Annotated in this window: 10 protein-coding genes and 15 tRNA genes; 4 read left to right on the forward strand and 21 right to left on the reverse strand. The window is 40.1% G+C overall.

Going from position 1 to position 11,070, the window contains the following annotated elements; all coding sequences use genetic code 11:
• The first annotated feature begins 354 nt into the window (after nt 1-354).
• Entirely contained in the window at nt 355-3,003 is a 2,649-nt protein-coding gene (mprF, locus tag TX85_RS22685) for a bifunctional lysylphosphatidylglycerol flippase/synthetase MprF (RefSeq protein WP_044482122.1), read from the forward strand.
• Nucleotides 3,004-3,267: 264 nt separating this feature from the next.
• Here mprF and TX85_RS22690 read toward each other — a convergent pair whose 3' ends face one another.
• A complete protein-coding gene (locus TX85_RS22690) occupies nt 3,268-3,462 on the reverse strand; it encodes a hypothetical protein (RefSeq protein WP_044482123.1) in 195 nt (64 codons plus the stop codon).
• 344 nt (nt 3,463-3,806) lie between these two features.
• Here TX85_RS22690 and TX85_RS22695 point away from each other — a divergent pair, with 344 nt between their 5' ends.
• Nucleotides 3,807-4,379, forward strand: coding sequence for a class I SAM-dependent methyltransferase (locus tag TX85_RS22695; protein WP_044482124.1), 573 nt, complete (start codon nt 3,807-3,809; stop codon nt 4,377-4,379).
• Between the two features lie 248 nt (nt 4,380-4,627).
• On the opposite strand, the gene TX85_RS27090 is transcribed toward TX85_RS22695, so the two are convergent.
• The 5 genes from TX85_RS27090 to TX85_RS27845 form a co-directional block, all read right to left on the reverse strand.
• A complete protein-coding gene (locus TX85_RS27090) occupies nt 4,628-4,765 on the reverse strand; it encodes a hypothetical protein (protein ID WP_187375188.1) in 138 nt (45 codons plus the stop codon).
• Nucleotides 4,766-4,996: 231 nt separating this feature from the next.
• Complete coding sequence (locus tag TX85_RS28255) at nt 4,997-5,077, reverse strand: hypothetical protein (protein ID WP_392391860.1); 81 nt, start codon at nt 5,075-5,077, stop codon at nt 4,997-4,999.
• Nucleotides 5,078-5,497: 420 nt separating this feature from the next.
• Nucleotides 5,498-6,136, reverse strand: coding sequence for a phosphatase PAP2 family protein (locus tag TX85_RS22705; RefSeq protein WP_049895191.1), 639 nt, complete (start codon nt 6,134-6,136; stop codon nt 5,498-5,500).
• A 475-nt stretch (nt 6,137-6,611) separates the two neighbouring features.
• Nucleotides 6,612-6,695: an NAD-binding protein gene (locus TX85_RS27840; protein ID WP_233500842.1), complete on the reverse strand. Its 84-nt coding sequence runs from the start codon at nt 6,693-6,695 to the stop codon at nt 6,612-6,614.
• 56 nt (nt 6,696-6,751) lie between these two features.
• On the reverse strand, nt 6,752-6,937 hold the full coding sequence (locus tag TX85_RS27845) for an NAD(P)/FAD-dependent oxidoreductase (protein ID WP_233500834.1): 186 nt from the start codon (nt 6,935-6,937) through the stop codon (nt 6,752-6,754).
• A 986-nt stretch (nt 6,938-7,923) separates the two neighbouring features.
• Between TX85_RS27845 and TX85_RS27850 the strand changes: the two genes are divergently transcribed.
• A complete protein-coding gene (locus tag TX85_RS27850; RefSeq protein WP_262362718.1) occupies nt 7,924-8,142 on the forward strand; it encodes a helix-turn-helix domain-containing protein in 219 nt (72 codons plus the stop codon).
• A 76-nt stretch (nt 8,143-8,218) separates the two neighbouring features.
• Nucleotides 8,219-9,436 carry a site-specific integrase gene (locus TX85_RS22715; RefSeq protein WP_044482126.1) on the forward strand — a complete coding sequence of 406 codons (1,218 nt, stop codon included), beginning with the start codon at nt 8,219-8,221 and terminating at the stop codon, nt 9,434-9,436.
• Between the two features lie 36 nt (nt 9,437-9,472).
• Here the strand turns inward: TX85_RS22715 and TX85_RS22720 are convergent.
• From TX85_RS22720 to TX85_RS22790, 15 genes are all read right to left on the reverse strand, one after another.
• Nucleotides 9,473-9,551 (reverse strand) — tRNA-Leu (locus TX85_RS22720).
• Nucleotides 9,552-9,727: 176 nt separating this feature from the next.
• Nucleotides 9,728-9,801 (reverse strand) — tRNA-Cys (locus TX85_RS22725).
• A 10-nt stretch (nt 9,802-9,811) separates the two neighbouring features.
• Nucleotides 9,812-9,886: transfer RNA gene (locus TX85_RS22730), tRNA-Gly, on the reverse strand.
• 4 nt (nt 9,887-9,890) lie between these two features.
• Nucleotides 9,891-9,965 (reverse strand) — tRNA-Gln (locus TX85_RS22735).
• A 26-nt stretch (nt 9,966-9,991) separates the two neighbouring features.
• Nucleotides 9,992-10,067 (reverse strand) — tRNA-His (locus TX85_RS22740).
• A gap of 25 nt (nt 10,068-10,092) precedes the next feature.
• A tRNA-Trp gene (locus tag TX85_RS22745) sits at nt 10,093-10,166 on the reverse strand.
• Between the two features lie 6 nt (nt 10,167-10,172).
• Nucleotides 10,173-10,258, reverse strand: a tRNA-Tyr gene (locus TX85_RS22750).
• A gap of 3 nt (nt 10,259-10,261) precedes the next feature.
• Nucleotides 10,262-10,337 (reverse strand) — tRNA-Thr (locus tag TX85_RS22755).
• Between the two features lie 25 nt (nt 10,338-10,362).
• Nucleotides 10,363-10,438: transfer RNA gene (locus tag TX85_RS22760), tRNA-Phe, on the reverse strand.
• A gap of 18 nt (nt 10,439-10,456) precedes the next feature.
• A tRNA-Asp gene (locus TX85_RS22765) sits at nt 10,457-10,533 on the reverse strand.
• Nucleotides 10,534-10,566: 33 nt separating this feature from the next.
• Nucleotides 10,567-10,640 (reverse strand) — tRNA-Met (locus TX85_RS22770).
• 9 nt (nt 10,641-10,649) lie between these two features.
• Nucleotides 10,650-10,725, reverse strand: a tRNA-Val gene (locus tag TX85_RS22775).
• A 54-nt stretch (nt 10,726-10,779) separates the two neighbouring features.
• A tRNA-Glu gene (locus TX85_RS22780) sits at nt 10,780-10,854 on the reverse strand.
• A 24-nt stretch (nt 10,855-10,878) separates the two neighbouring features.
• Nucleotides 10,879-10,970, reverse strand: a tRNA-Ser gene (locus TX85_RS22785).
• A 3-nt stretch (nt 10,971-10,973) separates the two neighbouring features.
• Nucleotides 10,974-11,049, reverse strand: a tRNA-Asn gene (locus TX85_RS22790).
• Nucleotides 11,050-11,070: the final 21 nt, after the last annotated feature.

The raw sequence follows: 11,070 nt of genomic DNA on the forward strand, positions 1-11,070 counted from the left end.
CTTTTGCTTTATTTTGGATCAGAAACTTAATGTTTCAAACGGGCAAATAATACACAACAGAAACGTGTAAAAACACGAGTTATATATATTGGAAAGAGATTTTTACTTCGTCCAAAAAAGGGTCTTTCTTGGGTAGCATATGGACATTGAGAATTGATAGCCAAGTCTCCGACCGAAGCAAAAGCGAAGTGTGGGTAGTTAAAATAATTGATTATAAAGCCGCTTCTTCAAACCCACTGCGGACGAAGTTAAGGTGGTTACTTACTAGAAGAACTTTGAATCACAAAACCTTTTTACCGAATCATTTTATTTAAAGAGTATATTATTTCGTCCGAAATTGGAGTCGACTTCACAATGAGAGAATTGCTTCGAAAGTTGAAATTTTTACAGCTAATTATGGCTCTTTACCGAGCTAAGATTATCAGAATACTGATTTCTACAGCTATTTTAGCCATAATCTATGTAAATGGTAGACACGAGGTTCAGAATATTAACTTAGCTATAATTATTCGTGAATTACGCATAATGCCTATTCATGTCTTTATTCAGTTAATCACGGCTTCTTTTGTAGCCGTATCTACAATGAGTACTTATGATTATTTAATACGAAAACAATTTAAGCTCGATATCAGTTGGAGAAAGACTTACCGTTATGCATGGATAGCCAATACATTTAATAATATGATTGGTTTCGCCGGTCTTACCGGTGTAGGAGTACGAACATTGTTGTATAAGAGAAGCGGCGTGCCTATGAAAAAGATGGGGGCTGCTGTACTTTTTTTATCGCCTATCATATTAGTGGGACTATCTTCGCTTGGTTTCCTTGCACTCGTCGATATTTTCCCTGTGAAACCTATTTTGGAGCAACATTCTTGGCTTCGTGTCGGTGTATGGGGAGTTTCACTCTACTTACCGTTCTTCATATTAATGCAACGATCCTCTCTCTTTGCAAAATGGTTCCATAAGGGCGCTGGCAAATTACCTTGGAAAGTAATTATCGCTTCTCTAGGTTCTTCTATTCTCGAGTGGGCTTCTGCAGGAATATTATTTTGGCTATTCGCTATAAATAATGTGAATCATTTGCCATTTGCTCCGGTATTTGGTGTGTATATTGTAGCAGCAATTGCAGGAATTATTAGTATGGCTCCAGGTGGTATAGGTGCGTTTGATTTAATTGCGGTGCTTGGGCTTCAGACATTAAGTGTTGATTCATCACGTGCGCTAACGATTTTGTTATTGTTCCGTATTTTTTACTATGTAACTCCTTGGTTGATTGGTCTTGTGCTAGCGGTATTTGAGTTAAGTACGAACAGTAAACAAATGCTTAAAGCAATCACAACTGGTCTGGAAGCTACACACCACAAATGCGTCAAATTCTTGGGCTTGCCTACTCAGTTCGGCTTACTCAGTGATTTAGGAGCATGGGCGCTTGGAAAGTTAGTATTCGCCAGTGGTGTCATTCTACTTCTTTCTGCGACTACCCCTGGCCTAATTGACCGCTTACGTTTTATGGAACATCTTCTAACTTTACCGATTATGCGTTTTTCAGAACAATTATCTGTGACTATAGGTATTATGCTTATTGTCGTATCACGTGGTATTTCAATGCGTACTCACCGAGCTTATCTATGGACAGGAGCATTATTATTAGCAGGTGCTATTTTCACATTTACCAAAGGGTTTGATTATGAGGAAGCTATTTTTTTACTTATTGTTGCATTAATACTGTGGATATCCCGCGCTGAGTTTAACTGCAAAAGTGCTAGTATTTCATCACGGAGTGTCTGGATCTGGGCATTCCTTGCCTTCATCTCATCATTATCGTATTACATTATTGGAACACATCTTCATCCAGCTATTTTGCGAAGTCTACCTTTACGTGCTCAGCAATGGTTTTTGAACCCGCATGAATATGCTGTAACGGCTCTTGTTGGATTAATTGGTGCTTTAATTCTGATCGCATCTATACTCACTTTGCGTCCGCATCGCTACATAGGAAAACGTCCAGATAAAGCAGATATAGAGAAATTTAATCAATTTATTGCTAAAGAAGACGGTAATCTTTTGACTCACCTTCTCTATCTAGGAGACAAAAATTTTTATTGGGCGCAGAACGATCAAATTTTGATTCCCTATTCTCGAGTACGCCGCAAATTAATTGTACTAGGCGATCCTGTAGGTAATAAAAGTCTTGTTAGTGCTGCAATACAAGAATTTCAGAGCTATGCAAATCAGTATGCATTGACCGTTGTTTTTTATCAGGCAACTCCTGAATATCTATCGCTTTATCATGAGAATGGCTACAAATTTTTCAAACTAGGTGAAGAAGCTTTAGTTCCTTTAAATACATTTACTTTATGCGGAAAAAAAAATAAAGATTTACGAAATGCAAAAAACAAATCAGAGCGCCAAGGCCAGATATTTGAAGTACTTGCCCCACCACATAATTCAGAATTACTGTCTGAATTACGTCAGATCTCGGATGAGTGGCTAGGTGGCAGAAAAGAAAAAGCTTATTCTTTGGGTTGGTTCAACGAAGCCTACATTCAGCGCTCACCCTTAATATCGCTTCGTAATGCTGAAGGACGAATATTGGCTTTTGCAACATTAATTCCAGCTTATGATCAAAAAAAAGTGATTTCAATTGATTTGATGCGCCATTTAAATGATATACCGAATGGTACAATGGATGTTCTATTCATCTATTTAATCGAATGGGCAAAAGAACATGGTTATTCTTATTTCAATTTGGGCATGTCTCCGCTCTCCAATGTGGGTAAAAATCGAAATGCACATCGTGAAGAAAAACTTGCTCGTCTGGTGTTTCAATATGGTGGGCACTGGTACGGATTTGAAGGATTACGCCGTTACAAGGAAAAGTTCTCTCCTGAATGGCAAGTAAGATATTTAGCTTATCCGGCAGGTATGGCACTTCCAATACTTACACTGGACCTAGTTTGCCTGGTATCTCGTCATCCTGAATTTGAAGAATCTTTACCGTAAAACTTAATGACAGGAGGATAATCCAACCAGTAATTTAATTTAGGATGGATCATCTCAGTTGTTAGGTTCTATCTGGCTGACATCACACGACTTGTACTGCTAATTACTATTTAAATTTTGTTGGAGCCTTTCAGAATTCCAAATCCCTATGATGTGCTTAGCAGACTTTCCCACGGTTCGGTCTCAGCTGCGGCCTTCCAATGGTAACAAGTGCAATTACTGCTTCAGGAACCGACTCTCCGCCTTTGTTTTTGCTGAGTAGTGTTATCTTTCCGCAGCTATATTGCTTACCCACAGGATACCCAGGGGATGTACTTCGCTTTTTCGATACCATCCCTCCATGTCTCTAGCTGTGTTTTTTTGAATTTCCAGATTCTCCATTTCAACAAAAACACTTATATAGTTATCCCTTATTTTTGACAGGGCTCCATTTCTTGACCATGTATTCATTGTTTTCACCTTACCGACTGACTCCTTGTTGGTACGACTTTTCTTGTTATAAGAAATGTATTATTAGACTTTTACAGACCAAATCTTTAGATTATCTTTAGAAACTTACTCGTAATTTCTTCAGATTTTTTCATTATTATTTCTGCATCAAGCAAGATAAGGTGGTAACAGCTGGTCAGTAATGCAACTTTAGAACTAATCAATCTGTAATTTTTTAGCCTTCTCACTAGGCTTTTTTGGAATCCTACTCCCAAAAGAAATTACGATTATAAATGAGACAACTATGAGCCATAGCGTGTTTTCTTGTTGTGTTACTTGACATGCGCAATTCTTCAAAATGGGAGGATAAATAAATGAATATTCATGAGCACCTTCTTTTTCTACAAGCATTCCTAAATAATCCGAAAAGAGTAGGTAGCCTTCTACCCAGTTCGCGATATCTAGCAACTAAAATTGTTCAGTTTGTACCTTGGGATGAGGTTAAGTCAGTTGCAGAGCTTGGATCAGGTACAGGTGTCATTACACAACTTATTAAGACACAGTTAACTGATTCTAATAATGTATTTTTGTTTGAACGGGATAAAAAGTTGAGGGAAAGTTTGAAAGTGAAATATCCGGACTATATGTTTCATTCAAATGCGTCTTACTTAATAAAAAAAATGAAGCAAGAGAATATTAATCAACTCGATTGTATTATTTGCGGATTACCATTTTTCAATTTCTCAAGTAAAATGCGAACGCACATACTTGATCAAATAGTGAAGGCCCTTAAACCAGGAGGGATCTTAGTGGCATATCAATATTCACTTCAAATGAAGAAAAAATATGCTAATCATCTAATCATTGAAAAAATTGAGTTTATACCTTATAGCTTCCCACCAACTTTTGTGTATGTTTGTCGAAAGAGCTATTTCCATAAGAATTGAACCATACTTATTCGATCCTTGATTTCTTGTAAACTGTAAAGTATAAATCAACTACCCTTTCCAACCTTTATATGGCTATGCATTCTTTCGCTGCTCTGGCGTTGGAGCGAATTCTATGTCACCAATTTCCAGCTAACCTTCTCCATCCTGTATGAAATAGAGTTTTTGTAACCCGAATATTGTCCAGCTCACGCCAATCACTCCACACCTGACTGTAGCCTACGCCGGTTACACTTTCTCGAAGATTATTAAGTCACTTGAAATCCGCGATAGCTTCCTGCCATTAAGGAGACTAACTCATCGCACAAATCAGCTGCCAGCTGGAGAATATGGGTCGAGAAGTTCAGTATATCATCCGATTTCATCTCACGCAGCTGCTTCTTCATCTCTAAAACAATCACATCGAATGAAGCAGCGGCTCATCCAGCAAAATCACAGGAGGCTTCAACAGTAAAAATAGCAGCATTTGCAGTTTGTTTTCATACCGTGCGAATAATGTTTAATCAGCTTATCCATGTCATCTCCCGGGCCTGCGATGAAGACCTGATTAACATCAATGAAGAAACAGGTGACTCATATCCTGTTAAAAACTCCTGTAAAACCTGCAGTGAATAAACTTAACCGACATCGTCTGTCTGCAGTTCGCTGCCTAAGCAATTAAACAATGTCGTCTTCCTGGCTCCGTTGCGTCCTAGCAATCCGTAAATTCTGCCTTTCTCAAACGAAATTCAGCTCCGGTCAGAACTTCTTTATCCCCACAGTTTTTTTCTATCCCTGTAGTACAAGCGTCAATCTTCCCGTTCCTCTCCAATTATCCCTTATCTTTTTTTGCACTATTAGAATAACCCAATATTTACATCAATCTTTGTGGATTGTGAAGAACTTCTATAATTAAGTTATACATTCGTAGGGTATGCACACACAAAAAACCGCTAAATAGCGGCCTTTTGATATATTTTATATTGCTGATAAATCATGCAACCCGCCGCTTTTATCGGTAATTCCACCAATGAATACTGTCAAGCTACTTTTGACTTCTCCATTGTATTCTATTCCAAAATTGTAATGTCATGACAGCATACAATAGAGAAATACCCATAATTCTTAGATCTTCCCAACTAACAAGAGCGTTGTTTCTTTTCTTGTACAAAAGAAATTGTAATGCCACACAATCGATAGCTTATCTCTGCAACTAAAACACCGCCTATGACATCCGCCAATACATGTTGTTTGACAAATACAGTAGACACAATAATAAATATAGACATTACAGAAATCATTACCCAAATCGTTTTTTTTAAAATACGTGCGCCTTTTATCATTAGATAGCTTGTTAGTACATGAATACTTGGAAAACAATTATATGGCTGGTCATGGCTATACACAAACCTAACAAGATGGTGGATGAAGTTTGATTCTGTAGGTATGGGACGTTCAATCCCAGTTTGAAACAGAGCAAAAAATATATATGAAGTGACTAAACCGACGCATAATGCAAGTAAGGTTTGAAAATAAATATGCCTGTTCTTAAAAGCAAGAGTAATCAGTACAAACGTAATAAATGGATACCAAAGCAAGTAAGGAATGATAAATGAAGGGATAAAAGGCACCAGCAGATCCAGTTTTATCTTAAGACTATAAACATGGTTTCCCGGATGATTCAATATGCCGTAAAAAACATTAATTACCGGAACAATTAAAAGCCATAACAAAGATAGCATTGTTGAACGCAAGGATGGTTTATCAGGCAAGCTCAAGTTCTCACTCCTAAATAAAATAATCAATTCATTTAGTGTAAAGATGAATTCTAAAGAAAATCTTAGGAAATCTCTTAAGAAATTCTGATTATTTTCTTGCCTAAAATAGCGAAGACTCCCCTAATTTATATGCCTTAGGGAAGTCTTCACTTGAATTATTATATTAAGGGAATTTAATAAATGCTAACAACAAAGATAAATTATTATTGCATCAGCCTATTAGCCAATTATACAGCCAATCCGGCTTAGAATCCCTCCTCTATAACCTCTAAAGCTTTTCTAACTTTCAAAGCATCCCCAATTGTTATACTTCAGATACCTTACCTTCGAGTTTCTCGTTTAGCTGGTTAGCAGGCCTAAAGCCAATTGCAATAATCTTTACAGTAGTGGACACAAGTACTTCTACATTATGTTCCTTCAAATCTCTTAAAAGAAAATGATTGATGCAAACTTCGCCATTCAAAACAATAGCAGCTTACATTTCAACTATTTTCACTTTATTCCCATATTTGGCTAGATGAGCCGCTGTCTCAGCCCCTACTAGTCCTCCGCCTATCACTACAACTGACTCACCTACTTCTACCGTCCCTGATAATACATCCTGGGCTATACACTTTATGAGTTTATAGCAGGAATGTTAGGTGCAAAAGGAGTAGCTCCTGTTGCAACAATAACTGCATCTGGATTCTCTTTCTTTATAGTTGCTTCGTTTATTTCTGTAATATGATGCAGTGTGATATCGCCTATGCAGCCCTGCATACAACCAATACAATGAATTATATCTTCTATTTTACCAGCCATTGTTTTGTTAGGAAGTTCCGGATCCGCCAGTGATGCTCTCCCATTGCTATCATGTCTGCTTTATCTGCGAGAAGTGCCAATTCTACTAACAGTGGATCGTTAATTCTCCCTACAGTTATAACTGGAATGGACACTACTTTTTAATTTCTGCAGCTAAATTAACAGAGAAGCCATGAGGCACTGCTGCTAGCTGGATTACATATTGTATCGTCTTGTGGGGTTTTTGGCATAATGGCTGGTGCAGCTGACGTTTCTCGTATAAGGGATGTCAGCTTATTTTTTAGCGAAATTGTATACTCACTCATTCATTGGCGTGACCTCCTCGTTGTTCAAGGGGCTTCACTATATACTTCCAACTGCTTGTCAAGTTATTTTCATGAAAAAAGAGCGGGCTATCTTTTCGATAACCTGCTCTTTTTCAATGATCTTGGGCTCAGCGCAATAACTTAATGACATTGAACTCAAAATGGTTGCCTTTTTCTCTCCCATTCCCCATTTATATTACAGGAGATAATTAATTCTATTTCTAACTACTCCTGACTCATTTTGACCTTTGAAAACTTAATATTACCTGTTTCAGGCACTTTCCTTTTTCTGCTGTGAAAACAAAAGCGACATAGCGGAAGCGCCATGACAGCCTTATCATAAGGCTAGAGCGATCAACTATCCGGCTAGGATCATCTTGTGGTGGGATGAATCGCCATAACCAGCTAAAGGGATTATGATACTTCTGCCCGGCCAGCTTCACCGCATTGGGGGCAGCCCGCTCGGATAAGGGGGAGCTTTGGACAACCAAAGCTATGATGTCGCTTAACCCGCGGCAGCTTGAAACAGATTTTACTTTATTTAACGGAGATGAAGCATGATAAAAATAACCTATTATGCACACGGCCCCCCTTTTCCTTTCTACATAATTTAAGAAAGGAGACAATCATATGGATAGCAGCTCATTAAATAATCTTCATACTCTGCCCCTGCTAGAACTTATGTTTCAGGAATACCCGGATATAGTTGATATTAAGCAACTGTGCGATATGTTGGGTGGCATAAGTACCAAAACTGCCTACAAGCTTCTAAAGGCAAATCATATTCAGCATTTTAAGATTGGACGAGCGTACAAAATCTCTAAAATCCATATTATTTCTTACTTACAAAACCTGATATGCCAAGAAGCAAAATGTCACTTTCACACTTTAACGCATTGAATCATTTATTATACTATGCTACAATAAAAAGTGTCAATGGTAGGCAATTGGGCCTCTAAATTAAGGAGGGAAAAGATTGATAGCAGGCCACCTACAGGAGAAGAAAGGTTTATTTTATATTGTATTAAACTGTAAAGACGAGAAAGGTAAACGTAAGCCTAAATGGATTCCTACAGGACTTACTGTTAAGGGTAATAAAAAGAAAGCAGAATCACTACTTATGGATGCTCGCAAAAACTTCAAACCAGAAGCAGCCATGCAGGCAGTTGAGCCTGACAAGAAAAAGCAAGAAATTGTAGTAACTTCTGATGATGTCGAAGAAACTCTATTTGCAGATTACATGCTTGAGTGGTTGGAAACGGTAAAACCGAGTATAGAGCTCATAACGTATATTTCATATTCAAATGCTGTTAAAGTTCGTATCGTTCCCTATTTCAGAGAAAAAGGTATTCCGCTCGAGGAACTTAAGCCAAAGGACATTCAGGATTTTTATAGCTATGTAATGAGCACTCTAAAACTAACAGCAAATACAGTCATCCATTATCATGCTAATATCCGCTCAGCACTTCAGCATGCTTTTGTGACCGAACGGATCTCTTCCAATCCAGCCGATAAAGTCATCCGTCCAAAAAAAGAGGTCTTTGTCGGCAGCTATTACAATGCGGAACAAGTCAATCACTTATTAGATGTAATCAAAGGCGACCCTATCGAGCTTGGAGTTATGCTAGCTGCCTTTTATGGTTTGAGACGGAGTGAAGTCATTGGTCTTAAATGGGCGGCGATTGATTTGGTTAACAGAACCATCACAATCAAACATACTGTGACCACTGGATCATTAAACGGAAAGTACATTACCATTGAAAAAGATCGTACAAAGAACAAGCCAAGCCGGCGTACGCTACCGCTTGTAGACGCCTTCTATGACCTCCTGGTGCGTTTGAAGGGGCAACAGGCTATAAACCAGCAACTATATGGTGACAGCTATTGTAGAGCTTATATGGGCTATGTATACGTGAACGAACTAGGTGAACGTATCAAACCCAATTACGTCTCGCAGCACTTTAAGCTTGTATTGAAAAAAAACACTTTGCCTCATATTCGTTTTCATGATCTCAGGCACAGTTGCGCCACCTTGCTGCTTGCAAATGGCGTTAGTATGAAAGAAGTACAAGAATGGTTGGGCCACAGTGACTACTCCACCACAGCCAACATCTATGCTCACTTGGAGTTCAGTTCCAAAGTCACTTCCGCAAACCGAATGAATGAAGTGATAAAAATAAAAACAGCCCATTAGATTTTTCATCTAATGAACTGTTCTTAGTTAAAGTAATACCGGCGAGAGGACTCGAACCTCCACGGTTTCCCAAACGATTTTGAGTCGTTCGCGTCTGCCATTCCGCCACGCCGGCACATTTAATGTCTCCATCGCTCCGCTGGATAAAGGAGAGAACTACAGGAGAGAACTTTTGATACTAATTTTGAAGAATCCAGTCATACCAAGGCTTTAGCGGTGATTCCTTCGACTTACGCTCTCGATTTTGAGTCGAGCGCGTCTGCCATTCCGCCACGCCGGCTTATAAAATACTGGAGGCGCCACCCAGACTCGAACTGGGGATAAAGCTTTTGCAGAGCTGTGCCTTACCACTTGGCTATGGCGCCATATATAAAATGGAGCGGACGACGGGAATCGAACCCGCGACCCTCGCCTTGGCAAGGCGATGCTCTACCGCTGAGCCACGTCCGCTTAATGGCTGGGGATATAGGATTCGAACCTATGGATGACGGAGTCAAAGTCCGTTGCCTTACCGCTTGGCTAATCCCCAACGTATATTATTAGAAAAGAAAAAAATGGGGCGATCGATGGGACTTGAACCCACGAATGCCGGAGCCACAATCCGGTGCGTTAACCCCTTCGCCACGACCGCCATAAAGAAAGTATTCAGTTGAATCTGGCAGGGGCAGCAGGAATTGAACCCACACCAAAGGTTTTGGAGACCTTTGTTCTACCTTTAAACTATGCCCCTAAAAACTGGTGGAGGCTGATGGATTCGAACCACCGAACTCGTACGAGAACAGATTTACAGTCTGCTGCGTTTGGCCACTTCGCTAAGCCTCCATGTGGTGCCGTCGAGAGGACTTGAACCCCCAACCTACTGATTACAAGTCAGTTGCTCTACCAATTGAGCTACAACGGCGTACTACATTCATTCAGTTGTTAAATGGTGGCTCGGGACGGAATCGAACCGCCGACACGAGGATTTTCAGTCCTCTGCTCTACCGACTGAGCTACCGAGCCTTGCATTAGGATAAAAAATGGCGGAGCCGACGGGATTCGAACCCGCGGTCTCCTGCGTGACAGGCAGGCATGTTAGGCCTCTACACCACGGCTCCACACTAGTAATGCACAATTCCTTAAGGAATTAATTGCGGGGGCAGGATTTGAACCTGCGGCCTTCGGGTTATGAGCCCGACGAGCTACCGAGCTGCTCCACCCCGCGTCAGTTAAATGGTGGAGGCTGAGGGGATCGAACCCCCGACCCTCTGCTTGTAAGGCAGATGCTCTCCCAGCTGAGCTAAGCCTCCAGGGAAAGACAAATTCTATTGTAACAGATGCAAGTCTAGAAAATCAAGTAAAAATGGTGACCCGTAGGGGATTCGAACCCCTGTTACCTCCGTGAAAGGGAGGTGTCTTAACCCCTTGACCAACGGGCCTTATACATTATTAATGAAAAATTATGGCGGAGAGAGAGGGATTCGAACCCTCGAGACGCTTGTGACGCCTACACGATTTCCAATCGTGCTCCTTCGGCCAACTCGGACACCTCTCCATATGGCTCCCCGAACAGGACTCGAACCTGTGACAACTCGATTAACAGTCGAGTGCTCTACCAACTGAGCTATCAGGGAATATGCTTTCAGGCTTAATCA

Origin of the sequence: Paenibacillus antibioticophila (assembly GCF_000455265.1) — a bacterium.
GTDB lineage: Bacteria > Bacillota > Bacilli > Paenibacillales > Paenibacillaceae > Fontibacillus > Fontibacillus antibioticophila.